Origin of the sequence: Mucilaginibacter gotjawali, from assembly GCF_002355435.1 — a bacterium.
GTDB lineage: Bacteria > Bacteroidota > Bacteroidia > Sphingobacteriales > Sphingobacteriaceae > Mucilaginibacter > Mucilaginibacter gotjawali.
This window is the reverse complement of record NZ_AP017313.1, coordinates 2,996,423-3,020,147: the sequence shown is the minus strand read 5'-3', so window position 1 is coordinate 3,020,147 and position 23,725 is coordinate 2,996,423. Positions and strand designations below refer to the sequence as shown.

General features: G+C 41.7%; 25 protein-coding genes and 1 riboswitch. Of the genes, 12 read left to right on the top strand and 13 right to left on the bottom strand.

Annotation, left to right across the window (positions count from 1 at the left end; translation table 11 throughout):
- Positions 1-5 precede the first annotated feature (5 nt).
- From MgSA37_RS28235 to MgSA37_RS13405, 6 genes are all read right to left on the bottom strand, one after another.
- A complete protein-coding gene (locus MgSA37_RS28235) occupies positions 6-149 on the bottom strand; it encodes a hypothetical protein (protein WP_157750561.1) in 144 nt (47 codons plus the stop codon).
- A gap of 2 nt (positions 150-151) precedes the next feature.
- On the bottom strand, positions 152-1,537 hold the full coding sequence (locus MgSA37_RS13425; RefSeq protein WP_096352587.1) for a TolC family protein: 1,386 nt from the start codon (positions 1,535-1,537) through the stop codon (positions 152-154).
- A gap of 98 nt (positions 1,538-1,635) precedes the next feature.
- Entirely contained in the window at positions 1,636-2,007 is a 372-nt protein-coding gene (locus MgSA37_RS13420; RefSeq protein ID WP_096352586.1) for a hypothetical protein, read from the bottom strand.
- 248 nt (positions 2,008-2,255) lie between these two features.
- Positions 2,256-2,753 carry a PepSY-like domain-containing protein gene (locus MgSA37_RS13415; protein WP_096352584.1) on the bottom strand — a complete coding sequence of 166 codons (498 nt, stop codon included), beginning with the start codon at positions 2,751-2,753 and terminating at the stop codon, positions 2,256-2,258.
- A 146-nt stretch (positions 2,754-2,899) separates the two neighbouring features.
- Positions 2,900-3,271, bottom strand: a complete 372-nt coding sequence (locus MgSA37_RS13410) for a hypothetical protein (RefSeq protein ID WP_096352583.1) — start codon at positions 3,269-3,271, stop codon at positions 2,900-2,902.
- 174 nt (positions 3,272-3,445) lie between these two features.
- Entirely contained in the window at positions 3,446-4,057 is a 612-nt protein-coding gene (locus MgSA37_RS13405; protein WP_096352581.1) for a WbqC family protein, read from the bottom strand.
- Positions 4,058-4,093: 36 nt separating this feature from the next.
- Between MgSA37_RS13405 and MgSA37_RS13400 the strand changes: the two genes are divergently transcribed.
- On the top strand, positions 4,094-4,975 hold the full coding sequence (locus MgSA37_RS13400; RefSeq protein ID WP_096352580.1) for a lysophospholipid acyltransferase family protein: 882 nt from the start codon (positions 4,094-4,096) through the stop codon (positions 4,973-4,975).
- Between the two features lie 169 nt (positions 4,976-5,144).
- The gene (locus MgSA37_RS13395) at positions 5,145-6,203 is read left to right on the top strand and encodes a glycosyltransferase family 2 protein (RefSeq protein WP_096352578.1); all 1,059 of its coding nucleotides are present in this window, start codon (positions 5,145-5,147) and stop codon (positions 6,201-6,203) included.
- On the opposite strand, the gene MgSA37_RS13390 is transcribed toward MgSA37_RS13395, so the two are convergent.
- Positions 6,172-8,721, bottom strand: coding sequence for a mechanosensitive ion channel family protein (locus MgSA37_RS13390; protein ID WP_096352577.1), 2,550 nt, complete (start codon positions 8,719-8,721; stop codon positions 6,172-6,174). The two genes, MgSA37_RS13395 and MgSA37_RS13390, sit on opposite strands and share 32 nt — an antisense overlap.
- 51 nt (positions 8,722-8,772) lie before the next feature.
- Entirely contained in the window at positions 8,773-9,195 is a 423-nt protein-coding gene (gene aroQ / locus MgSA37_RS13385) for a type II 3-dehydroquinate dehydratase (protein ID WP_096357475.1), read from the bottom strand.
- A gap of 37 nt (positions 9,196-9,232) precedes the next feature.
- On the opposite strand from aroQ, the gene xerD reads away from it, so the two are divergent.
- On the top strand, positions 9,233-10,132 hold the full coding sequence (gene xerD / locus MgSA37_RS13380; RefSeq protein WP_096352575.1) for a site-specific tyrosine recombinase XerD: 900 nt from the start codon (positions 9,233-9,235) through the stop codon (positions 10,130-10,132).
- A 79-nt stretch (positions 10,133-10,211) separates the two neighbouring features.
- On the opposite strand, the gene MgSA37_RS13375 is transcribed toward xerD, so the two are convergent.
- Both MgSA37_RS13375 and MgSA37_RS13370 read right to left on the bottom strand, forming a co-directional pair.
- Complete coding sequence (locus MgSA37_RS13375; protein ID WP_096352574.1) at positions 10,212-10,928, bottom strand: SRPBCC family protein; 717 nt, start codon at positions 10,926-10,928, stop codon at positions 10,212-10,214.
- Between the two features lie 160 nt (positions 10,929-11,088).
- Positions 11,089-12,336 (bottom strand): serine hydrolase, encoded by a 1,248-nt coding sequence (locus MgSA37_RS13370; protein ID WP_096352572.1) that lies wholly within the window; start codon positions 12,334-12,336, stop codon positions 11,089-11,091.
- A 115-nt stretch (positions 12,337-12,451) separates the two neighbouring features.
- Positions 12,452-12,652: riboswitch (cobalamin riboswitch) on the top strand.
- A 94-nt stretch (positions 12,653-12,746) separates the two neighbouring features.
- Between MgSA37_RS13370 and MgSA37_RS13365 the strand changes: the two genes are divergently transcribed.
- The 4 genes from MgSA37_RS13365 (at position 12,747) to MgSA37_RS13350 (ending at position 16,954) form a co-directional block, all read left to right on the top strand.
- Positions 12,747-14,669: a TonB-dependent receptor plug domain-containing protein gene (locus MgSA37_RS13365; RefSeq protein WP_096352571.1), complete on the top strand. Its 1,923-nt coding sequence runs from the start codon at positions 12,747-12,749 to the stop codon at positions 14,667-14,669.
- Positions 14,670-14,719: 50 nt separating this feature from the next.
- Entirely contained in the window at positions 14,720-15,295 is a 576-nt protein-coding gene (locus MgSA37_RS13360) for a DUF6580 family putative transport protein (RefSeq protein WP_096352569.1), read from the top strand.
- 120 nt (positions 15,296-15,415) lie between these two features.
- Positions 15,416-16,108, top strand: a complete 693-nt coding sequence (locus MgSA37_RS13355) for an SIR2 family NAD-dependent protein deacylase (protein ID WP_096352568.1) — start codon at positions 15,416-15,418, stop codon at positions 16,106-16,108.
- A gap of 117 nt (positions 16,109-16,225) precedes the next feature.
- On the top strand, positions 16,226-16,954 hold the full coding sequence (locus MgSA37_RS13350; RefSeq protein ID WP_096352566.1) for a Dph6-related ATP pyrophosphatase: 729 nt from the start codon (positions 16,226-16,228) through the stop codon (positions 16,952-16,954).
- A 230-nt stretch (positions 16,955-17,184) separates the two neighbouring features.
- Here the strand turns inward: MgSA37_RS13350 and MgSA37_RS13345 are convergent, their stop codons facing one another.
- Positions 17,185-17,433, bottom strand: a complete 249-nt coding sequence (locus MgSA37_RS13345) for a hypothetical protein (RefSeq protein WP_096352564.1) — start codon at positions 17,431-17,433, stop codon at positions 17,185-17,187.
- Positions 17,434-17,456: 23 nt separating this feature from the next.
- Entirely contained in the window at positions 17,457-18,044 is a 588-nt protein-coding gene (locus MgSA37_RS13340) for a hypothetical protein (RefSeq protein WP_157750560.1), read from the bottom strand.
- A 74-nt stretch (positions 18,045-18,118) separates the two neighbouring features.
- On the opposite strand from MgSA37_RS13340, the gene MgSA37_RS13335 reads away from it, so the two are divergent.
- The 5 genes from MgSA37_RS13335 to MgSA37_RS13315 all read left to right on the top strand — a co-directional run bounded on the left by MgSA37_RS13335 (position 18,119) and on the right by MgSA37_RS13315 (position 22,240).
- A complete protein-coding gene (locus tag MgSA37_RS13335) occupies positions 18,119-18,601 on the top strand; it encodes a GAF domain-containing protein (RefSeq protein WP_096357473.1) in 483 nt (160 codons plus the stop codon).
- A complete protein-coding gene (locus MgSA37_RS13330) occupies positions 18,594-19,241 on the top strand; it encodes an alpha/beta hydrolase (RefSeq protein WP_096352560.1) in 648 nt (215 codons plus the stop codon). Before MgSA37_RS13335 ends, MgSA37_RS13330 begins: the two co-directional genes overlap by 8 nt.
- The gene (locus tag MgSA37_RS13325; RefSeq protein ID WP_096352558.1) at positions 19,238-19,840 is read left to right on the top strand and encodes a DNA-3-methyladenine glycosylase; all 603 of its coding nucleotides are present in this window, start codon (positions 19,238-19,240) and stop codon (positions 19,838-19,840) included. Before MgSA37_RS13330 ends, MgSA37_RS13325 begins: the two co-directional genes overlap by 4 nt.
- A 125-nt stretch (positions 19,841-19,965) precedes the next feature.
- On the top strand, positions 19,966-21,240 hold the full coding sequence (kynU, locus tag MgSA37_RS13320) for a kynureninase (RefSeq protein WP_096352556.1): 1,275 nt from the start codon (positions 19,966-19,968) through the stop codon (positions 21,238-21,240).
- 97 nt (positions 21,241-21,337) lie between these two features.
- Positions 21,338-22,240 carry a histone deacetylase family protein gene (locus MgSA37_RS13315; RefSeq protein ID WP_096352554.1) on the top strand — a complete coding sequence of 301 codons (903 nt, stop codon included), beginning with the start codon at positions 21,338-21,340 and terminating at the stop codon, positions 22,238-22,240.
- Here the strand turns inward: MgSA37_RS13315 and MgSA37_RS13310 are convergent.
- The gene (locus MgSA37_RS13310; protein ID WP_096352553.1) at positions 22,237-23,616 is read right to left on the bottom strand and encodes an MATE family efflux transporter; all 1,380 of its coding nucleotides are present in this window, start codon (positions 23,614-23,616) and stop codon (positions 22,237-22,239) included. The genes MgSA37_RS13315 and MgSA37_RS13310 overlap by 4 nt on opposite strands.
- Positions 23,617-23,725 lie beyond the last annotated feature (109 nt).

The following is a 23,725-nucleotide window of genomic DNA, read 5'->3' as shown; positions in this document are numbered from 1 at the left end:
TTTTATTATTTTAAGAGATTTAAAATTGAGATGTTTGAAGCCTCACCTAAATCCTCTCCAAAGGAGAGGACTTTAAAAGGAAAGCTTTTTTTCTCCCTCTCCTTTGGAGAGGGCTGGGGTGAGGCAACTATTGCTTTTACTAAACTCATTTTTATTTTAAGAGATTTAAAATTGAATTTACCTGGTTCTCTGTTATCGCCTTCCGGAACAGCGCGTTCGAGTAATCATACTTGGCCTGCATATAGTCCGTTTCGGCGCGGTAGAGGATATTGAGCGCTGCATCCAGTTCCACAATATCCGTAAGGCCATTCCTGTAAAGCGAAAGCTTTTGGCGGTAGCCATCGTTGGCCGCTTTTAGCTGGTTGGGGATCTCTTTTAATCGGTTTAAAGCCGTCTCCATTTCAACATCAGCCTGGCTGGCGCTGATATTCAGCAATTGCTGCTGTTCCTGCAGTTTTTTATAGGCATAATCCGTACTTGCTTTTTGGGTGCGCAGTTTGAGTTGCCGCCTGCGTAGGTCGAACAGGTTATAGGATATACCTACACCAACTAAATAATTGCCACGCTGAAAACCATAACCGCTTGAAAGGTTGTTGTACTGCCCGTTGGCGTCCACGCTTGAGCCGCGGTCCCAGGCCGCAGCTTCTACCGAGATCGCTGGGTTATACATTTTTTTTATCAACTTTTCCCTGTCGAGGTTATTCTGGTAAACCGACCTGTAAAAGTTAATCAGCGGGTGGTTGGCGGTATCTGCCGGAAACAGGTAGGCTGATGGCTGGCCGATCAGCGTCATTTCAATCGTTGTATCCGGCACGATGGATTGGTACGGATAGCCGCTTACGGCAGATAGCTGTAATTGTACCTGCTTTAGCTGGTTATTCACCTCGATATAATTAAGCCGGGCCTTTGAAAGTTCCGCCTGGGCTATACTCGTGTCCACACCGGGCCTTACGCCGCTTTTGGCAAGGGACATAATGGAGCGCAGGATCTCCTGTGTACGCTGGATGTCGCGATACTGAATACCCATAAAATCCTGCAACCGCAGCAATTGCAAATAATTGCCAATGGTAAAGGCACGCAGGTCGTACTTTGATTCGGCATATTGATTTTGCTCGACGGTTACATCGGAATTGGCCACCCGGTTTTGGGCGCCGTATTTACCAAAATTGTAAACTTCCCAATCAAGGGCGGCAATACCGAGGTTATCAGACAAGGCCGTGGTTACACTGGTATTATGAATTCCGCCCGAACTGGAGGGGATAATACCAAAGCCGAAATACGGTCCGGTGGTATTATTACTTGTGCCGATGTCGGCCTGGTAATTCAGTTTTAAGTTAGGCAGCCAGTTGTTGTGCACTTCATTTGCCTGGGCAAGCCTTATAAGGATAGCGGCGGAGTCGGTTAACAAAGCGGGCGCTTTTTGGTCAACTTTGCTCAGTAACTCTTTTAATGTTAACGGTGAAGGTTGCTGTGCATATGTGGTTATTGCTATTACCAGCCATAACCACATAAACAAGCATCGTTTTATAATAAACATTTGTTTTAAAGATTAATTAAGAAATATTTTGTGGATAGGCAGATGCGGTACTGCCAAAACCTTAAAAAAGATCGCACCGACGCGACAAAAGCACTTTATCAGATGAGCAGATGACCATTAAGCAGCCAGGTATCCACAGGTTTGAAAACAGCCAGCTGCATATTGCGCAAATGGTGCTGGTTTATTTTAACCCCGGCAGCAAAAACAACGGGGAAAAGAATACTTAATAAAAAAGAAATACCCAAAAATAGCTGGGGAGGAGGAGTGAGCGCTTTTTTTTGAACTTCGAAGAGATTAAAGTTGTTGTCTTCTGAAAATTCGGGCCTGCTTTTTGAAAAGGCTTTAATAAAAATACTTTCTTCGGCAGGAGGATGCAATTTGCTGAACATCTCAAAACCTAAAAAGGGCTTTGCCACGAACAGCAGCGCTGCAAGAAACAGATATATTTTAGCTGCGCGGAGCTTTTTCATATACGTTAAAAACCGGATAATTCAGATGACGGCCCCTTATGGATCTTAACTGAATCAATCGTTAAACAAATGTTTCAAATTATTAAAAGTGTTTCTTTTAATACCCCCACCAAAAGTATTACCCTGTGGCCTTTGTGCCTCCTCAGTGCCCTCAGTGGTAAACTTTACCGCAGAGGCCGCTAAGAAAGGCGCAAAGAAGCGCAGAGATTTTATGATGGGTTAGGGCTATGAAATGAACGATTTTAAAGTTAGTTAATGATGTTTTGTTTTACCTGGTTACCATCCTGTTTAAACTCAATGGTGTGGTTTACAGTGAACAGTTCCTGGTGGTTGGCGTTAATCTTGTGGTTAGCATCATCAACCATCACCTGGTAAACCTGACCGGCAGGAGATTCAACAATATTAATAGCGTAGATATGCCAGCCGCTGTATTCACTTTTTTTGAAAGCTTCCTTTACCGGTGGGCTTAGGTGGCCCGGCCAATTGTATTTGGTGACGGTATTAACCCAGTTGCCATTTTTATCAAAAGTGGCGAAATACTTGTGACCGGCTTCTTTTGCCTTTGCAGTAAACTGTTCGTTAACTGCTTCCCAGTCTTTAACCTGAGCATTGGGGTATTTGGCTGTAAATGCAGCTTGTACATTTGCAGGAACTTCGTTTTTGTTATTTGCCTGCGCAAAAATAAGGGAGGTGCAAAAAACCATTGCCATAATGGTTAACGCAGTATATGTTTTAATACTTTTCATTTTTTTTTTGATCTTGATAATTACCTTAAATACTTGCCTGTTTAAAAGCTTTACCGAAGTATTGGGAATAAACTAAATGCAATAAGAAATCTATTGCCTGCGGACGAAAGTCAAAACACTGTGTACAGTGATTGACCGGTAAAAAATCAGATCAGGAACTGGCTATTGAGCAGCCAGGTATCGGGGGAAGAGGATAAACTAAACTTAAGCCTTTGCAGATAGCGGTTACCAATAGTAACACGATCTGAAGAAATTAAAGGAAAAAGAATACTTAAAAGAAAAGCGAAACCCAAAAGCAATTGATTAGCCGGGTCGGCTAATTTTTGCTGTATAGTTTGAATGTCAAACTTGCTGTCTTTAACATACTCCTGTTTCCGTTTGGTAAAAGCTTTTACAAAAATACTAACCGTAGACGGGGGATTTAAACGGCTGAACATACAAAACCCCAAAAATGGCTTTGCAACAAAAAACAATACCGCAAGGAAAAATAATATTTTAACTATTTTGAACTGATGCATCGTTTTATTTCAACGTATTTTCTATTACAAATATCATACAAAGTTGATGACAATTTGGTTTGAAGTGCAAAGGTAACATGAATGTTGCAAATCAACATTTTAATAACATCAATGTTTTGAGGAAATGTTCAAGTCAAAATAATTCTTTTCATAAAGAAAATCTCCCTCTCTAAATTAAAGATAATTAATAGAGTGCGGCCCCTGGTTAAACAGCAGGTCGGCGATACTCAGGTTTTTTTGAAAGCCCCGCCGTTCATCAAAAACCTGCACGTAGGGTTTTTGGTTAAAATAGTTTTCTTTTTTGGGGTGGATAGACTGCCTGAAGTCGGCCATTGAAGGGTAGTCAGCTTCATAAGTGGGCGTGTAGTTTAACTCCACCTTCATTTTAACGGCTTTCAGGATAAATTGCAGCATTTGCTGGTTATAGTCAAAAAGAAAGTCAAACTTCTTTTCGTAAAAGGGTGCCAGCTCATCCTCATAATATTCAAAATAAGCTGAACGGCGGTAACAAGCCTGCAGGCTGAGCCAATGGAGGCGCTGCCATTCAAAATCATAACTTATCCTTACCTCTTTTATTTTGGTGTGATTTTTTGCCCCCCTTACCACCGGCACCGTTAAGGCCAGTATCCCGTCCGGAGAATAAATATTGGCGCGGTTACGAAAAGTTTGTTTTGGGAAATGCTCTTCGCTTTCAATAAGGATATCGGGCTTGTAAATGTTAAGTTTTACAAAATATTCAACGGGCGGAAGATAAAACATAGGTAAAACAGCGCCTTTTTCAATCATATATTTTATGTTTGCAGCAAAAATCGGACGAAAATAATGATAAAAAAAGGGCTTTCACGTTTGGGTACATACTTTTTGTACTTGATATCGCTATTGCCTCTTTGGTTTCTATATGGTGTATCCGATGTTTTATTCGTCATTCTGTACCATATCGTGCACTACCGGCGCAAGGTTGTGCAGGAAAACCTGCGAAACTCATTCCCCGAAAAAACGGAAACAGAGCGTAAACTGATAGAAAGAAAATACTTTAAATATATGGCCGACCTGATGGTAGAAACCATCAAATCGGTAAGTATGTCGGCAAAAGAAGTTAAGCGGCGCATGGTTTGCACCAACCCCCAGTTAATGGAACATTATTTTAGCCAGGGAAAAAGTATACTAGCTGCCGCAGGGCACTATTGCAACTGGGAAATGGCTTGTTTAGACTTTGGCTTCTTAACCAATAACCGCCGGATGGTGATCTACAAGCCGCAATCAAATGAGGTGTTTACCGAGTTTTTTAATCGTACCCGCTCACGGTTTGGGGCAACATTGGTACCCATGAGGCAAACGTTGCGGAAATTGATTGAATACAAAAATGAACTCACTTTTACGGTGTTAGCGTCAGACCAAACGCCCACCCGCGAGGATGCCAAATATTTCACCACCTTTCTCAACCAGCCAACTGCTGTATTCCTCGGAGTCGAGAAGTTAACCAGGGTGATGAATTGTGTGGTTATTTTTTATAAGATTGAACTGGTAAAAAGAGGATACTACACTTACACCCTTGTGCCATTGGTTGAAGAACCAAAAAACACCAAACCATACGAAATTACAGAAATACATGTAAAATACCTGGAATCATTGATCAGGGAAAAACCTGAATACTGGCTATGGTCGCACCGGAGATGGAAAATTAAACCGGAGGATGTTCATTAGTTCATTGGTTCACTGGTTCAATAGTATATCGTTTGTAAATGATTTAAATTTCGTATTTGATAATTAATATATTCGCCCAATAAAAAATTAATGCTCTCGACTTTTATAAATAATCGCAACTATACAGGTTCACCGTCAAATACCAATGAACTAATAAACCAGTGAACCAATGAACCAAACACCTAAAGTTGCCATTGTTATTTTAAACTGGAACGGCATCAAACACCTGAGCCAGTTTCTTCCATCGGTATTAAGCTCTGTTTACCCTAACCTGGAGATCATCGTAGGTGACAATGGCTCTACGGATGGATCGGTTGAGTTTATCCGGAAAGAATTCCCGACAGTCGGCATTATACAAAACGATCAGAATTACGGCTTCACTGGTGGTTATAACAAGATACTGGAAAAAGTGGATGCTGATTATTATATTTTGCTGAATTCGGATGTGGAGGTTTCCCCGGGATGGATAACACCGGTTATCACTTTAATGGAAAGCGACCCGATTATTGCGGCAGCAGCACCTAAAATATTGGCATTTAACCAAAAAGATTATTTTGAACACGCCGGAGCGGCAGGCGGATATATTGATAAATACGGTTATCCTTTTTGCCAGGGAAGGATGTTTTACGAGATTGAAGAAGACAAAGGGCAATACCAGCAATCGCACGAGGTTTTTTGGGCCACGGGTGCAGCCTTATTTATCAAAAAGCATTGCTGGGATGAAGCTGGAGGCTTCGACGACCGCTTTTTTGCACATATGGAAGAAATTGACCTTTGCTGGCGCTTAAAAAATATGGGTTACAAAGTAATGTACTGTGCGGAATCGGAAGTGTTCCATTTAGGTGGTGGTACATTGAATGTTGAAAATCCATTTAAAACCTTTTTGAATTTCAGAAACAATTTACTGCTCCTGCAAAATAACCTTCCTTTCTGGCACGCAGTTTTTATCATTATCGCAAGGATCTGGATGGACTTTTTAGCCCTGCTCCGCTTTTTGAGTGAAGGTAAACGCAAAGACGCATGGGCAGTAAGCCGTGCTCATCAAAATTTTGTATGGCGCCTGCTAAAGGGAGATCACCGCAAAGTATCGGCACTGCAAAAAGCAAATAGAAAACTACGGGCCAAGCGGTACCCGGTAAAAGGTATTTACAATGGCAGCCTGGTATGGGCCTTCTTTGTTAAAAAGAAAAGGCATTTTACTGACCTGGATCCGGCGGATTTTCTTTAAAACCTTTTTTACTTCCAGATTTTGTTCCCTCACTTCCTGGATTTAAAAACTGGTTATCAACCGGCGTTCCGTCAGGTAAAAATAATTTAATATCTTTTTGAGTAGAAGGAAGCGGGATCTGCTCCCGATCAATGGTGCTGTAAATTTCAGCCAGTATCTTGCTTTTTATTTCGCCTGTTTTATTGATATCGGCCACCCAAAAAAGCACCTTAAATTCAATGGCGCTTTCGCTTACATTATTTACTAACACAGCCGGCGCAGGTGTGGTCATAATATCGTCGTGGTTAATAAGCAGGTTTTTTAGCAGGTCTTTTACTTTTGCTATATCCACACCATAGGCGGTTATTATCCTTAAATCAATCTGCCGGTTACTGTTACTTAAAGTCCAGTTGATTACCTGGTGCGAAATAAAATCCCCGTTAGGGATAATCACTTCCGATCCGTCACCTGTAACTACCTTGCTGGCACGGATGCCAATTTCACGCATGGTGCCCATATGCCCGTCTACCTGGATAACGTCGCCTATATTGATCGGTTTTTCAAAGGCCATAATCAAACCCGAAACCAGGTTATTTACAATGTTCTGCAAACCAAAACCAATGCCTACGCCAAATGCGCTGATAATGATAGTTAGTTTATCAATAGGGAAACCCGATGCTGCAACCGCCAGCAAAAAACCAACCGAAAAAACACCGATGCGGATAATAAGTGCCGAGGTTCGGTTTTTTCTTTTCAATACCGAAAGGTCTGTCACGCGTTGTGCCGAAATATCAAACAGGTAACTGATCACTTTTGAAACTATTGAAGAAAGCCAGATCACAAAAATGAAAACAATAAAGCCGCCAAGGGTAAATGAAGAATCACCGACGGCTTGTTTTTGGGTAAAGATATCGTGTAAATTATCCGAAGCCCAATCGTCAATATTTAAATTCTGAAGAAGGAAGAACAACCATAATAACGAGCCTATTAAAATCAATGTCTTTTTGAACTTTTTTTGTACCAGGTTATAATCTATCCAATTGATGATACTATTCGGGCTGCGTTTAATTTGAAATTGAAGGTAAAGGCCCTGTATAATTATCCTGATCACCAGGAAAAGTGTAACCACCAGCCACAAATTAAAAACAGCTGTAACGCCTGCTATTTTAGCGAGGCTAAACCTGCCGGTTATATTTAAAATAAGCGACAATCCCTGCAGCGCAATAAAAACCTGTAATGCAAGCCCTGTATTTGGCAAGTGTTGTTCCGGAGATTTTTTATATTTTTTATATAATGAAAACGCGAGGGCAATAGATAAAATACTTAACGCAAAAACCAGATACCTGTCAACGTTTGAAATTTCAATAAACAAGTTGCTGATACTGTATCCAAAAGCAAGCGCGAATAACCCAATCAGGAAGTTAAAACTGTCTTTAGGAATTTCTTTCCTGATCAGTATTAAAGCGAGCACCATTGAAAGCAGAAAGAAGCCTTCAAGTAAAACGGTTGGCGGATGGTTATAGAAATAAGGAACTATGACCGTTACCATAAGCAGGGACGATATAACAGGCCTTTTACAAATGTAATTTGCCTCATTAAACAGTTTTTCGCTGTCTTCATGATTTTTTAATGCTTTGGAACGTGTATAGATGATCCAGATAAAAACTAATACCAGGAATATGATCCCTATAAAATGCGTTGCCGGCTGGCTTTTTATAAAGTAGCCGAGCAGTAAATTATTAAGCCTGACTGTGCTGTTGAAGGCCGAACTAAAGTCATTATACTGGCGATCCGGAGACCATATATAACTAGTTTCTCCCGAGAGGGCTTTTGTAGCGAATCCGCTGATTTTAGCGTCTATCTGGTCATCTTCATCCAGCGCTTTTGTGTATGACACGGATGCCTTATCCTGAAGCAGGTTAACTTTTAATAGTGCAACGCGGTTAACAGAATCAATTCTATGCCATAATATTTTTACTGTTTTGAGTTGGGTAAAAAAAGTTCTTCTTGCCAGGCTGTCATAAGGGACCGTTTTCAACGTGGTGTCCTTAGCAAACTTGATCAGATCCTTTTGGTTTTGCACCAACTTTGTATTGATATCGTCAAGGTCCGACTGCGATTCTTCAAGTCTATCCTGTATACGGTCGAGATTGTCCCTAATTACAAAAAGATAGCGCAAAGTACTTGCTTTATGGGAATCAGTAATCTTCGCTATTTTATCCAGCCTTTTTGCAACCTGGGGTAATTGTTCGCTAACGTCTGCGGTGTCCAGACCTTCTGCAAGGTTGTTTTTAATCTGGTTAAATGTGGTGGTATACTGCTCAATCCGCTGCAGAAGGCTATTTATAGACGTATCGGACCGGTTAAGTGAACGCATTAGCGAGTCGCGTTTGTGCAAACCGCGCCTGGCAGCTTCCCTTTTGGAAACAACTGCTTTTTTATCTTTGTCTTTTTCTTTTGTTTGCGAATAGCCTTCGACGGACGAGAAAAGCGCTATTGCAACAATAATCAGGCTGGTTATTTTAGTTATTTTAAACATTTAATTTTATATGATTAAATAAGTCACCAAAAAGGTGGCAGGAAAATCAAGTTATTTTCCTGATAAAACGCTTTCTATGGCTAAACGGTATGAGTCCATACCAAAACCTGCTATAACACCTTTGCAACTGGCCGCCAGCATGGAGTGGTGCCTGAATTCTTCGCGTTTGTAAACATTGGATATATGCACCTCAATAACCGGCGTTTTTATAGCAGCGATAGCATCGGCTATCGCTATAGAGGTGTGTGTATAGGCTCCGGCATTTAAAATAATACCGTCAAAACTAAAACCAACTTCATGAATTTTATTGATAATTTCGCCCTCAACATTACTTTGATAGTAGCTGATTGAAATATCCGGGTAGCGTTTGCGCAGCTCTTCCAGGTAGGTTTCAAAATTACTGTCGCCGTAAATAGATTTTTCACGGACGCCCAGCAGGTTTAAATTCGGGCCATTAATAATTTGTATCTTCATCAGTTCAAACTTAACTAAAAACATTAAAAAAAATCAATTGGATTGGCGATCATCTATAAAAGGCTTTCAGGCATATTTGAAATTGGAAAGATCGCTTTCTGATAACTCTATAGAAGCATACAGCAGGGATATTGAAAAATTATACCAGTTTTCTGATAGTCAACCTGTTAAGCTTTATCCCGAAACAATTACATTAACCAGTTTAAGGCTTTTTATTGTTTGGGTAAATGAATTGGGCATGATCCCTTCCTCGCAGGCAAGGATATTATCTGGCATAAAATCCTTCTACAAATACCTTTTGATGGAGGATATCATCAAAAGTGACCCATCTGAGTTGCTCGAATCGCCCAAAATTCAACGAAAGCTGCCGGATACTTTAAGTTATGAAGACATTAACAAAATGATCGATTCCATTGATGTTTCAAAACCTGAAGGCGGGCGTAATAGAGCTATCCTGGAGGTATTGTATGGTTGCGGGCTGCGGGTGTCGGAATTAACGGAATTAAAATTATCTAACCTGTACCTCGATATTGAATTTATAAAAGTAACGGGCAAAGGAAGTAAAGAAAGGCTGGTGCCCATCGGTGGTTCGGCGGTAAAGGCTTTAAAAATATGGATAGAAAACATCCGCGTACACATACCGGTAAAAAAAGGGGAGGAGGACCTGGTTTTTTTAAACCGCAGGGGATCAAGGTTGAGCCGCGTTTATATATTTATGGTGATCAAGCAGCTTGCTCAACTTACCGGTATCAATAAAACCATCAGCCCTCACACCTTCAGGCACTCATTTGCTACCCATTTGGTGGAAGGCGGTGCAGACCTTCGCGCCGTACAGGAAATGCTGGGCCACGAAAGCATTACCACCACCGAAATTTATACGCACCTTGACCGGGAGTATTTAAAGGGAACAATCATTCAGTATCATCCGAGAAGTTAATTTCGGATTTCGGAATTTAAAAAAGAAGAATTTCAGGATTTCCTAATCACAGAAATCCTGAAATTCGTTTCATCCCGGTTCAGACAATAATCACCACTTCTTCCAAATCAGCCATATCCATATACTGTCGGAAATTCTGAACATCAGTATCCACCATATTTTTAAATACAGGGTTTAATATATGCGCTACACTTGCACCGATGCCGCCCGCGGGTGGCTGGTAGGTAATAAGCAGATCGATCAATGTGCCACCATCCGGGGTATCACGGAACCTAACCTTACCCGCATTATCAATTATTGAGCCGGGCAAAGAACTCCATCCAATAAACTCACCGGGCACATCCATCACAATTTGGGCATCCCAGCTAACGTTAGCTACACCAGCAGGCAGTTTGAGCACCCAATGCGAGCGTTCGTTATCCAACACATCGACACTTTCCAGGTGGCTCATAAATAAGGGCAAATTATCCAGTTTACGCCAGAAACTGTAAACTGCTGACCTGGGCTTAGTTACCGTGAAGGAATATCTGATATTGATATTAACCGGCTCTGTAGTGTCTTTGCCCATCTGCGAATATAATTCGCAATGCCCGGTTATGCCCCTGTTCATGAGGTACCCGCCGGCGCCCAGTTTTAAAAGGCTGGTAAAAGGGCTTTTAAATAAGTGACGCAACCCTGAAAAACCGAGCTTTACGCCCGCTGCAATTGAAATATAGCGTTCGGGCCAGTTCAGGTTTATTTTTTCTTCGGCGGTGGTATTGTAACCGTTCATCCGCACTATTGTTGTTGTTGACATAGTATTTAAATAGGTGTAACACCATAACAATCCTGATCACAGATTAGTTTTGATTATTATGATTTCATTGATTTTGGGATTTCACCGATTACCTATTTGTGATTACACCGATTGTTAAACCTAATCAACTTAATCCAACTTAATCAACCTTATCAACCAACTAATACCTGAACTTAAACTTGCTCAGATCGGGCAAATACTTTTTAGGGCGGCTTAGCTCATATTGATAGATCAGGCGGCCCAGGTTTTTCATAAAGGGGAGGCAAACGGTTTTGTATTCGTATTTATTGTCGTTGTAAATCTCGTCGTCGTTAGATTGCACAACTGCAGTGATGATAAATTCTACCTTATTTTTAAAGTCAACGATATAGGCGTTGTCAATATCAAAGCCATAGGAGTCGCCGATCTTGTCAAAGATCCGGATGTGCGGTTCAATAACCGCTGTGCTGTCTCCACCATAAAACAGCCATTTGCAATACGCCGGGAAATATTCAGGCTGTTTGTAAGTTGGATATTTACTCTCTGTAGGGAACATGCTCATATAATGGTAAATGAATTTATATTGATCAGGGGTTAGATTAAAACGGTCATTTTCAGGGTAAACTTCGGGGAAGAGCAGTCGCTTTAATACCGATTGCTGGTCGGCAATGGTATAAACGTTTTTATCGCTGAAATCGAAAGGCTTCATCACCAATTTGTCGTTTCTATCCATATAACCCTTACCCACGACCATGTTGCAGAGGTGCATGGGGTATTCGCGCGCATCGTATTGCACTGGCTGGTGATAGACGAGTTTGTTGCCATTGTAAAAGTTGATGGCGTTGGTATGTTTGGCGCCTTCACCTGCATCGCCTATGGCCAGCCGGCCAATGATGCGGGTATTATTGAGGCCGTATTTCTTTAGTTTATCATTAATCTCCGCCCGGCCAACAAATTCATAAAGCCGGTTATAGGCAAAATTGTCGCTTACCAGCAAGATTTCCTTAATGTATTGTTCAATGCTTGGCAGGCCGTTTTTTGCCAGGGAGTCTTTAAGCATTTTTGTTTCTCCTGCAAAAGAACTATCTGTTTTCATTGCCGATTTAATAGACAGGCGGGGGATTTTCAATTCATTTAATTTCTCTAAAGCAAAAATGGCTGCTGGCAGCTTCACCGTACTTGCCGGGTAGAAATAATGATTGGGATTTAAACGATAACTGTAAGATGTAAAATGAGGTACGTTATTTTCATCCCGGTCAATTCGGGTATACAAAATTTGTACTTCGTTATGGGTAGGGTGGTTGAGGATATGGCTGAAAAGTTCAGGATGGGATTCGAGTAAATTTTTTAGGAAGATAGTGTCAATTTGTTGTGCGGAAGCCGATAGACTTAACATAAATAATACAAGGAAATAAAAATATCGCTTCATGAGGAATAATTATTTATGCAAATGATGAGTAATTAATTGTCCCGCATCTAAACATAATCAACCGCTCACTTAATCAACTAAAATACAAACTCTGTTGTGAAATAAAAATCTTATCCTACTTTTGCATCGCTTTGGTTCATCCGCTAATATTTAACGGATGATTAAAAGGGAATACGGTGTAAATCCGTAACTGTCCCGCAGCTGTAAGCTCCAAAACCAATGCCCAATCAAATGCCACTGTTCCGATATTTTCGGGGCGGGAAGGCCGGGCAGGAGGGGAGTAAGTCAGAAGACCTGCCTCAGCATAAATATTATTCATAGCTTTCGGGGATTGAAGCTTGAATGTGAAACTCATCCGTCGTTTCCATTCTTTTCATTTCTGTATGCTGTGGGTTTAAACTCACAACAACATGAAAAAAAATTATGCATTTGTTGCTGCAGGCCTGGGGCTTGTACAACTTGCGCTGCTGAGTACGCCAGCGCACGCCCAGGACACATCCCGGGTACTCAATGATGTAGTGGTTACCGCCACACGTTCACCAAAAAAATTATCAGAAATTGGCCGGGTGGTAACCGTGATCACTGCCGCAGAGATCAGCCGCTCACAAGGCAAAACGCTGCCTGAATTATTGAACACTGTTCCGGGCATTACTTTTTCAGGAGCAAACAACGCGCCGGGGATCAGTTCATCTGTTTTCCTTAGAGGTGCTTCAACAGGTAACACCCTGATTTTGATTGATGGTTTCCCGGTGAATAATGCTTCGACCATTGAAGGGGCTTATGACCTGAACGCTTTCCCGCTCGACCAGATCGACCATATTGAAATCCTGAAAGGGAGCGGCTCGACATTATATGGATCAGATGCAGTTGCCGGGGTGATCAACATCATCACCAGACATTCAACAGGGCAGGGGCTAAAAAGCAACGTGCAACTGAGTGGCGGTAGTTATAATACGTTTAAAGAATCAGCGGGATTGATTGGCACTGTGAAAAATACGGATATTGCCCTAAACCTTTCCAACACAGATTCAAAAGGATTCCCTGCAGCCACAGATACTACCGGCAAAGCAGGCTTTAGGAATGATGGCTTTCATCAACGCTCGGCTAGTATAAATTTAAATCAGCATGTTTCAGATAAATTGGTGCTTAACGGCAACCTGCAAACCAGCTATAATACCGGAAACCTACCTTATGGCGCTTTCCAGGATGACCAGAACTATACTTATGCCAACACATTTATATTCGGCGGCTTAGGCGCTAAACTAAAGCTTGACAAAGGCGACCTGAAATTCAACATCAATCAAACTGACGTCAAAAACAATTATAATGATGCGGCAAGTGCGGTGAACTTCGATTTTCCATCTTACCAAAAAAATACAGGTCATATTACAGATGCCGAAGCTATTTTAAATTATAGTATTGGTAACCACCTGGATTTAACCAGCGGTGCCGATTTTAAGTACAGCAACACCAGGCAATACAGCACCTACGATACCATTCAGAAAGTAAACAACAGCATAGCAAGCGTATACACGTCCCTTTTTTATAAATCCGGCATATTTCACATGGAGCTGGGTGGCCGTTATAACCATAATAACAAATACGGCAGCAATGGTACCTATACCATAAATCCATCCGTATTATTGTTTCATCAGCTAAAAATATTTGTTACAGCGGCATCCGCTTATAAAACGCCGTCATTATACCAGCTTTTTTCTATCTACGGCAATACTGACCTGAAGCCGGAAACTACTAGTTCTTTCGAAGCGGGATTTGACTGGGAGCTGATTCAAAACACACTTTCATTTAACACCGTTTTTTACAGAAATAACACCAAAGATGTACTATACTTTCTTTCGGAAGCAACAGCACCCTATGGTAAATACCAAAATGGCGACCAGCAAAAAGATAAAGGCTATGAAAGTGAGTTAAAGCTAACCATGAAAAAACTAACAGCGTCGGCATACCTGGCTTACGTTACCGGAACTTTAACTGATGAAAACGGAGTTAACACCGGCAATCTTTACCGCAGGCCGAAATTCACTTTCGGAGCAAACGTATACTACCAGGTGAGTAACGGTTTTTCTGCAGGTTTAAATTATAAATACACTGGCGACAGAAAGGACGAAAAATTTAATCCGGACTATTCGGTTTCCGTTATTACTTTAAAACCATATGGTTTATTGGATGCTCATTTGCAGTATGTCATCAATAAACACTTCAGCCTGTTTGCTGATTTTAAAAATATTCTCGATCAAAAATATACCGACTGGACAGGGTATAATACCAGCAGGTTTAATTTTATGGAGGGTATAAAATACCAAATCAATTAAGAATTTTTATTTGAAAGGATTATCACTAATTTTACTCCATAAATTCAACTATGTCATTACAAAAGATCAACACCCGGACAATCGTACTTATATTAATGATTGTTGCGGCCGCGGCCATGCGGTTGCTCAGCTTTAAGTTCCCTTATATATTAAGCAACTTTACGCCTGTTGGGGCAATTGCCCTGTTTGGCGGCGCCTATTTTACTGATAAGTGGAAGGCATACCTGGTGGTGTTGCTTACCCTGTTTGCCAGTGATATCCTGATTAATTACTTATACACCGCTAAATGGGTGTTGTGGTATGGCGGCTCGTTTTGGGTTTATTTAACTTTTGCCATTATGGTATTTATTGGTAGCCTGATCAAAAAAGCGAATGTTGGCAACATAGCTATCGCCTCTTTAGCGTCCGTTGCGGTTCACTGGTTAATTATTGATATGCCATGGTTATACGGATCGCTTTATCCACACAATTTAGTTGGATATGGCCAATCGCTTATTGCGGCTATTCCATTTGAACGTAATATGGTTTTGGGTGATATCGTTTTTTGTGCCATTCTGTTTGGTGGATTTGAACTGGCGCAGCGTAAATACACTTTTTTACGCATCCAAAAAGAACCGGCTATTTAACATAATAAATTTTATTAAAAAAGCGGTTCAATATAAACGAGCCGCTTTTTTTATGAGATTTATTTTTTATAAAAACGTCGTAGAGTCGCGATGCATCGCGACTCTACAAAATATTCAATAATGAAAAAGATAGTAGTATTAACCGGCGCCGGCATTAGCGCCGAGAGTGGTTTAAAAACCTTCAGGGACAGTGACGGCCTGTGGGAGGGATATAATATTGAGGACGTAGCGACGCCGGAAGCCTGGCGCAGAAATCCTGTTTTGGTACAGGAATTTTATAACGAGCGTCGCAAAACGGTACTGGAAGCCAAACCTAATGCGGCGCATTTTGCCCTGGCCAAACTTGAAGAAAAATATGATGTTACCATCATCACCCAAAACATTGACGACCTGCACGAAAGGGCAGGTTCAACCAAGGTGGTGCATCTGCATGGTATTATTACCCGTTCCCAATCGAGCTTAAACCCAAACCTTACCTATCCCATTGACGGATGGGAAATAAAAATGGGGGAGTTATGCGAACTGGGGTCACAATTACGCGCCCACGTAGTTTGGTTTGGCGAAGATGTCCCCATGATAACTAAGGCAGCCCAAATATGTTCAGAAGCTGATTTGTTTATTTTGGTTGGATCATCGCTGGCCGTTTACCCGGCCGCCGGACTGGTAAACTATGTCCGGCCAAATGTTCCCAAATATATCGTCGACCCAAACATTCCATACCTTAGCCGCCAGGATCATTTTATAAAAATTGAAGAGAAAGCGACGGTAGGAGTGCCTGCGTTAGTTAGTGAATTGTCTGAACACGATTCATAAGATTTTTTTGATCTTCTGGATTTATTTCCGACGGCTAACCATTTTTATCTCAAAAATCCTTTCAATCCTGTAAATCGTGTTCAGACAAAATAATCGGTGTAATCAAAAACATAATCAGTGAAATCATCCATAAAGAAATGCATCTTCAACTGGAGCGGTGGCAAGGACAGTGCGCTGGCGCTTTATCATTGCCTCCAAAATCCAGAGCTGGATATTAAGTACCTTGTCACTACCATTAACGATGCCGTCGACAGGATCTCGATGCACGGCGTTCGTACGGAGCTTTTAATTAAACAGGCGGAAAGTATCGGCATACCTTTATACCAGATCCGGTTGCCGGAAATGCCGGGTATGGAAGCCTATGACAATGTTATGCGGTATCACCTGGAGCATTTTAAAAGCGAGGGTATTACCCATTCCATTTTCGGAGATATATTTTTAGAGGACCTTAAAAAGTACCGCGATGACCGGCTTGCCGAAATTGGCATGGCCGGCATTTACCCTTTATGGAAAAGGGATACCCATGAACTGATCAACGAGTTTTTAGACCTTGGCTTTGGCACCGTGATCGCCTGCACCCAGGAACGCCTGGAACGAATAGTGGGTAAGGAGATCACTCCTGAACTCATACTTTCATTACCGGATGATGTGGATGTTTGCGGCGAGAACGGCGAGTTTCACACGTTCGCTTTTATGGGCCCGATCTTCTCATCGGAGATCAGATACAAAACAGGCGTGAAGGTTTTCAAGGAATATAAGGCGCCGCAAAATGCAGATGATTCCTGCGTTTCTGACACAAATAAAAAACTATCCGGTTTTTGGTATTGCGACCTTATTTCCGCCTGACTTCCCATTTATTTGGCACTTTATGGCCTCAGAATATAATTTGGCAAAGAATTTTAAGTCGGTATAAATGGTTATATTTCAGCTATTTAATTATAAATACAGATTAAACAGGTTGAATTAAAGCTATAAAAAGGGGTTGTTTTAACCTTGAAAAACCAAATAATATTTTGAATTCTATTTTCCGAGTGTATAAATAACTATATTTCAATAATTTACAAAGACAACCGGAATCAATAGTTATAGCGTTGATAGGTTTCTTTAAAATCCTTTCGCATTTCTGCAAAGCGGGCTGAAACGGTCTTTAAAAACGCCTCATCCATAATTTCGAAAATGCTGTTCACCCCGTCAAGCAGGTCGATCTCTGCGATTTTGTAGGTTTGCTCAAAACTCCCCTGCTCAATCTTCACAATGTATTTACTGTTCATATTAAGGATGGAGATCTTAAATTCGGGATGGGGTAATTCGGCAATGATTCTCATAGTGTTTTTGGCTTATGAACTTGTCAATTAGAACCGGGAGTTATTTTAAAGCCAACTGAAGAATTACCCCCCGGTTTAGGTAAGATTTTAATCCGTAGTTCGTCTAACTCTACATCATCAATCATGTTTCGGTCTCGGAGCCATTTTAAATTGGCCGAAAGCTGTTCAGTTGACACATAAAGATCTGCTTTTGCATATCTATTCAGTAAATATTGTTTTTGTTCAGCTATTAGCAATGCTATAAAGCCATCTACTTCATCCCGGCTCGGCGAATTAGCATAGAATGTAATGGCTTTTCCACTTGTCATCATTGCAATTACAACGTTTTCAAACAATAAAGCAGAAAGGATAAGCAAAATAGAACTTAAAACACAATAAAGTAATATGTCGTCTACAGAACTGCCATTTCTTTCATATAAATGAGAAAATACAGTGATAATTACTCCAATAAAACAAAGTACACCGGGAATTAATGTTAATAGATAATGAGATTTCTTCCGCGTATATTTCTTAGTTATTTCTTCAAACGTAAATTCATCTTCAAAATAAGCAAGTGGACTTTTAAACGCAAATTTTAAAGATTGATCAGTTATTTCAAATCTTTTGGTCACAAATAGATTTCGTTGATTAAGTATCACTGACATTGCTGTATTTTTGCACCAAATTAGAAATTAAATTTAAATTCATGGCAGAAGATCTAAACGTCATATCATCAACAGACAAAGCTGAGTTATACCAGTCGTTAATTCCGCAGATTGAGGCCTTGCTTCAGGGCGAGCCCGATCTTATCGCTAACCTGGGCAATATTTGCGCCGCATTAAAAGAACAATTCAAATGGTTTTGGGTTGGTTTTTATATGGTGAAGGATAATGAGCTGGTTTTGGGCCCGTTCCAGGGGCCGGTTGCCTGCACCCGCATCGGTTTGGGCAAAGGTGTTTGCGGCGCCGCCTGGCAGCAGGGCAAGACACTGATCGTACCGGATGTAGATGCTTTCCCCGGGCACATTGCCTGTAGTTCCCTATCGAAGTCGGAGATTGTTATTCCTTTATTTAAAAACGGTAAGGTTGTCGCCGTGCTGGATGTTGACAGTGAAGCTTTGGATCAATTTAACGAAACAGATGCTTACTACCTGGAGCAAATTATAACACTGGTAAACTTCAATGAGTAACATCTACCTGATCCCCGGGTTGGGCGCTGACTGCCGGATATACAACAACATCAACTTTCATGATCACGACGTTACCTGCGTGGACTGGATAGAGCCGCATAAAACAGATACTTTAATTACCTATGCACAAAAACTTATTTATCAATATAATATAAAACCAAATTCAATTGTAATTGGCAACTCTCTTGGTGGAATGATAGCTATAGAAATAGCCAAAATAATCCCGGTGGCAAAGGTTATTCAAATCTCAAGCATCAAAACGATTGATGAAGCGCCCTGGTACTTTAGTTTATTGCGGGTAATCCCTTTTTACAAACCAGTCCCCGGAAAAGTATTTACACGGATGGAGTTTTTGATCAAACCATTTTTTGGCCACATGAACGAGGCAGACAACTGGCTGTTCGTAGACATGCTTAAAAAATCATCGCCTGTATTCTTAAAGTGGGCGATGGATGCAACGCTGAAATGGGATAATAAAGTGATCCCTAAAAATGTTGTGCAAATTATAGGGGATAAAGACCTTGTATTTTCATATAAAAGGATGAACGGCGCGATCATTGTGAAGGGCGGCACACACATTATGATATTTGAACGCGCAAAGGAAGTAACCAAAATATTAAAGCGCATCTTAAAAAAATGAAGTTACCCGAATCCTATTATCATAGTGACGATGTTGCCGGCCTAAGCAAAGACCTGTTGGGTAAATATATTTATACCTGTATTGATGGTTTAAAAACAGGCGGATATATTGTTGAAACAGAAGCCTATAATGGCATTGTCGACAAAGCTTCTCATGCCTACGGAAACCGGAAAACACCCCGTACCCAAACCATGTTTATGCCGGGTGGCATTGCTTACGTTTATCTATGCTATGGCATCCACGAAATGTTTAACATCGTAACTTCGGCCGAGGGCCAACCTCACGCGATACTGATCAGGGCTATAAATCCCACCGAAGGGGTAGACATAATGCTTCATCGGCGCAATATGCTAACTGTTAAGCCAAACATTACTTCAGGCCCGGGTTCCGTTGCAAAGGCCCTGGGAATATCCAGAAAGATCAATGCATTTAGTCTTCAAAGCAACGAGATCTGGCTGGAAGATGATGGATTAACCTTTCCTGATGAAATAATCGCTTCAGTTCCAAGAATAGGCGTGTCCTACGCCGCCGAGGATGCATTATTGCCTTACCGTTTTTATGTCAAAGGCAACCCTTATGTAAGCAAACCGAATAAATAGTTAATTTTGTTAGTGCAGAGGCGCAACACCTTGTGTCTCCGGGCATATTTCCAGAGACGCAATATTTCAGAGACGCAATATTTCCAGAGACGCAAAGTATTGCGTCTCTACAATTAAAAGAATCAATGATCTACCAAAACACCTTAGCATTCGCCACCCAGCTTGATGAGCAGGATTCGTTAAAGGGTTTTCAATCCAAATTTCTTACGCCAAAACATAACGGGAAGGACGTGATCTACCTTTGCGGCAATTCTCTCGGGCTTCAGCCCGTAACCGCCCAGTCCGAAGTTGACCAGATTTTAAAGAACTGGCAGGAACGTGCCATAGAAGGATTCTTCACAGGCGATGAGCCCTGGCTTGATTTTCACAAAAGGCTTACTTATACGCTTTCACAGATACTTGGCGCGAACCGGGACGAAATAACCATCATGAATTCACTTACAGTAAATCTTCATTTACTGATGGTAAGTTTTTATAAGCCAACCGGTAACAGGTTTAAAATAATGATGGAAGGAGGGGCGTTTCCATCGGATCAATATGCGATTGCCAGCCAGGCAAGATTCCACGGCTATGATCCGAAAGATGCGATAATTGAACTGTTTCCGCGGGAGTGTGAATTTACTTTGAGAACGGAAGACATCATCCGGAAGATAAATGAACATGCCGACGACCTTGCATTGGTGCTTTTTAGCGGAGTAAACTACTACACAGGACAGCTGTTTGATATGCCGGCGATAACGACCGCAGCTCATGGCGCCGGAGCTTTCGCGGGTTTCGACCTGGCTCATGCGGCCGGGAATGTCCCGTTACAACTTCATGAATGGGGCGTTGATTTTGCCACCTGGTGTTCATATAAATACATGAATTCGGGCCCGGGAGGAATCAGCGGCGCATTTGTAAACGAAAAGCATTTCAATAATAAAAAACTCAACCGGTTTGAAGGCTGGTGGGGCTTCCGCGAAGATAAACGCTTTTTAATGCCGTCGGTATTTGAAGGAGAAAAGGGGGCCGCAGCCTGGCAACTAAGTACCAGCCCGGCTATATTGCTGGCCTTGCACAAAGCTTCGCTGGATATTTTTGAAGCAGCGGGCGGCATTGCACCGTTGCGGGCAAAAAGCGAACTGCTTACCGGCTACCTGGAATTTTTGATTAACGGGATTAATGAAAAACATGGTGATGAGCTGTTTAAAGTCATCACGCCCGGCTACAAGGCCGACCGCGGCTGCCAATTATCTATAGTTTGCAAGCAAAATGGTAAACCAACATTTGACAAACTAACAGAAAACGGTGTAATCGGCGATTGGCGCGAACCAAACGTGATCAGATTAAGCCCTGTACCGCTTTATAACAGCTTTAAGCAAGTTTTTGAGACTGGGCTGATATTGGCCGCTTCGACCTAAGAAAATCGATTACAGGGCGTTAAATTCAATCAATAAGGAAAAAGACAAATCCGAACCATTACAAATTCCAACATCCCAACGTCTCAACAAGGAAAACATGCTTAAAATAGCTTACGATCCGATCTACATACACCCGTTGCCGGCAGGGCATCGTTTTCCGATGCTGAAGTACGAGTTGATTCCGGCGCAGCTCCTGTATGAGGGATTGATTAGCGAGGAGAGCCTTTTTTCACCAGGAGAGCTGCCCGAAGAAGTTATATTATGGACACATGAGGAAGCCTACTGGCAACAATTACGCGATTTAACCTTGCCCCTAAAAGACCAGCGCCGAACCGGGTTTCCTTTATCCGGACAACTGGTCGATCGCGAAAAACGGATTGCACAAGGTACAATTGAAGGATGTCAATACGCCATTGATAATGGTGTGGCGTTTAATGTGGCCGGCGGAACGCATCATGCCGGCACTAATTGGGGTGAAGGTTTTTGCTTATTAAATGACCAATCTATCGCAGCTAATTATTTATTGCATAATGGTTTAGCATCATCCATATTAATTATAGATTTAGATGTGCACCAGGGAAACGGGACGGCGCAAATATTTGAAAATAACGCGTCGGTATTTACATTTTCGATGCATGGTGCAAATAATTTCCCTTTTCGCAAAGAGAAATCCGACTATGACATTGCACTGCCTGATGACAACGGGGATGAGGAATACCTCAGCCTGTTAAGAACCATCCTTCCGCAATTGATTGCACAGCAGCAACCAGATTTTATTTTTTACCTGTCAGGGGTTGATGTTTTAGCCTCGGATAAATTGGGGAAAATGGCCTTAAGTAAAGCTGCATGTAAACAACGCGATCAATTTGTATTTGAACAATGTATAATAAATAAAATACCGGTGCAGGTGAGTATGGGAGGGGGGTACTCGCCCGATATTAAAGATATAGTTGAAGCTCATTGTAATACTTACCGGGTGGCAAATGAATTATATTTTTAATCCTGCGCTTTGATTAAAACCGTTTTATCCCGGTGCTTCTTGCTGATAAACTGAAACCGGAAAAAAAGCAGGATGGCCGATACCATCAATCCCAGCACCAATCCGTACCATACTCCCTTTACGCCTAAATTCAATTTCAGGCCCAATAGATACCCAACAGGCAAACCCACCACCCAATACGCCAGGAAGGTGATAATGGTAGGGATATTTACGTCGCCCATACCCCGTAAAATGCCGAGGCCCACTACCTGGGCGCCATCAAACAACTGGAAGAATGCAGCAATGATAATCAACTGTGCAGCAATATCTATAACGATACTATCTGAAGTAAATATCCATGGTAAAAGATGATTAAAAATAGTGAATACAGCAGCCGTTATACACATAAACGCCAAAACAATATGATAACTTGAAATTGCAGAATGCCGGAGTTTTTCATGTTCGTTGCTGCCGAAATAATTGCCCGATTTTATGGCAGCAGCCGCAGACAAACCGCTTGCCATCATATAAGTCATAGAAGCAAGATTTATGGCAACCTGGTGTGCGGCCTGCTCGTGATAGCCAATAGTACCGATAACAATCGCAGCCGCACTAAAAGCGCTGATTTCAAAAGTGTATTGTAACGCAACCGGGCCGCCGATACGGAGTAATTGGATACATCGCAAGCGATCGATATTTTTAAGCGCGAACGTTCTGAGGTACATTTTAAAATTAGCGGATTTGAAAACATAGAGGCCCATTACTGTCGCCATAATACACCGGTCGGCCAGTGTACTGTAACCTACGCCGCGAACGCCCATCGGGCTAATACCGAACATACCTTTTACCAGTACAATGCCCAAACAAATATTAAACAGATTGCCCCATACAGAAATGGACATGGCCTGCCTTGTAAAACCAAGCCCTTCGGCAAATTGTTTAAAGGTATTAAACACCAGCATCGGGATCATTGACAAGCCGAGCAACAACAAAAAAGGCCTTGCTTCCTTTACCACGGCTGGCGTTTGATGCAGATGATCTAATAAGTATATAGAGCCGAACAACGTAAATACGAAAAGAATAATGCCTGTAATTACATTTATGAAAAGGCTGTTTGACAGCAGGCGCCCGCATTCCACGTAATTATTACGGCCATTATGCTGCGCAATAAGCGGGGTGATGCCATAAGAAATCCCGATACCGATTACGAGGGTAATGATGAAAATACTATTGGCTAAAGAAACTGCTGCCAGTGAAATTGTTCCTGCAAAATGGCCTACTATTATGGTATCCGACGTTTGCACCAGTGTATGCCCCAACTGCGAGATCACCACCGGGATCGCCAGGTTCAGGTTTTCGTTATAGTGTGGTTTATATTTATGGTAGATGGATTTCATGTGGATGTTTTTTGTTGGAACGTTGTAAGGTTGGAATGTTGAAATGTTGCCGGTACTGCATCTTCCTTCTCCCTGTCTTTACTGACCCTGCCTGCCGGCAGGTCTCCGA

What these genes read in the sequence shown, in the direction of transcription:
- MgSA37_RS28235 (WP_157750561.1), bottom strand. Translation starts at nt 149, where the DNA reads ATGAGTTTAGTAAAAGCAATAGTTGCCTCACCCCAGCCCTCTCCAAAG.
- MgSA37_RS13425 (WP_096352587.1), bottom strand. Translation starts at nt 1,537, where the DNA reads ATGTTTATTATAAAACGATGCTTGTTTATGTGGTTATGGCTGGTAATA.
- MgSA37_RS13420 (WP_096352586.1), bottom strand. Translation starts at nt 2,007, where the DNA reads ATGAAAAAGCTCCGCGCAGCTAAAATATATCTGTTTCTTGCAGCGCTG.
- MgSA37_RS13415 (WP_096352584.1), bottom strand. Translation starts at nt 2,753, where the DNA reads ATGAAAAGTATTAAAACATATACTGCGTTAACCATTATGGCAATGGTT.
- MgSA37_RS13410 (WP_096352583.1), bottom strand. Translation starts at nt 3,271, where the DNA reads ATGCATCAGTTCAAAATAGTTAAAATATTATTTTTCCTTGCGGTATTG.
- MgSA37_RS13405 (WP_096352581.1), bottom strand. Translation starts at nt 4,057, where the DNA reads ATGATTGAAAAAGGCGCTGTTTTACCTATGTTTTATCTTCCGCCCGTT.
- MgSA37_RS13400 (WP_096352580.1), top strand. Translation starts at nt 4,094, where the DNA reads ATGATAAAAAAAGGGCTTTCACGTTTGGGTACATACTTTTTGTACTTG.
- MgSA37_RS13395 (WP_096352578.1), top strand. Translation starts at nt 5,145, where the DNA reads ATGAACCAAACACCTAAAGTTGCCATTGTTATTTTAAACTGGAACGGC.
- MgSA37_RS13390 (WP_096352577.1), bottom strand. Translation starts at nt 8,721, where the DNA reads ATGTTTAAAATAACTAAAATAACCAGCCTGATTATTGTTGCAATAGCG.
- aroQ (WP_096357475.1), bottom strand. Translation starts at nt 9,195, where the DNA reads ATGAAGATACAAATTATTAATGGCCCGAATTTAAACCTGCTGGGCGTC.
- MgSA37_RS13375 (WP_096352574.1), bottom strand. Translation starts at nt 10,928, where the DNA reads ATGTCAACAACAACAATAGTGCGGATGAACGGTTACAATACCACCGCC.
- MgSA37_RS13370 (WP_096352572.1), bottom strand. Translation starts at nt 12,336, where the DNA reads ATGAAGCGATATTTTTATTTCCTTGTATTATTTATGTTAAGTCTATCG.
- MgSA37_RS13365 (WP_096352571.1), top strand. Translation starts at nt 12,747, where the DNA reads ATGAAAAAAAATTATGCATTTGTTGCTGCAGGCCTGGGGCTTGTACAA.
- MgSA37_RS13360 (WP_096352569.1), top strand. Translation starts at nt 14,720, where the DNA reads ATGTCATTACAAAAGATCAACACCCGGACAATCGTACTTATATTAATG.
- MgSA37_RS13355 (WP_096352568.1), top strand. Translation starts at nt 15,416, where the DNA reads ATGAAAAAGATAGTAGTATTAACCGGCGCCGGCATTAGCGCCGAGAGT.
- MgSA37_RS13345 (WP_096352564.1), bottom strand. Translation starts at nt 17,433, where the DNA reads ATGAGAATCATTGCCGAATTACCCCATCCCGAATTTAAGATCTCCATC.
- MgSA37_RS13335 (WP_096357473.1), top strand. Translation starts at nt 18,119, where the DNA reads ATGGCAGAAGATCTAAACGTCATATCATCAACAGACAAAGCTGAGTTA.
- MgSA37_RS13330 (WP_096352560.1), top strand. Translation starts at nt 18,594, where the DNA reads ATGAGTAACATCTACCTGATCCCCGGGTTGGGCGCTGACTGCCGGATA.
- MgSA37_RS13325 (WP_096352558.1), top strand. Translation starts at nt 19,238, where the DNA reads ATGAAGTTACCCGAATCCTATTATCATAGTGACGATGTTGCCGGCCTA.
- kynU (WP_096352556.1), top strand. Translation starts at nt 19,966, where the DNA reads ATGATCTACCAAAACACCTTAGCATTCGCCACCCAGCTTGATGAGCAG.
- MgSA37_RS13315 (WP_096352554.1), top strand. Translation starts at nt 21,338, where the DNA reads ATGCTTAAAATAGCTTACGATCCGATCTACATACACCCGTTGCCGGCA.
- MgSA37_RS13310 (WP_096352553.1), bottom strand. Translation starts at nt 23,616, where the DNA reads ATGAAATCCATCTACCATAAATATAAACCACACTATAACGAAAACCTG.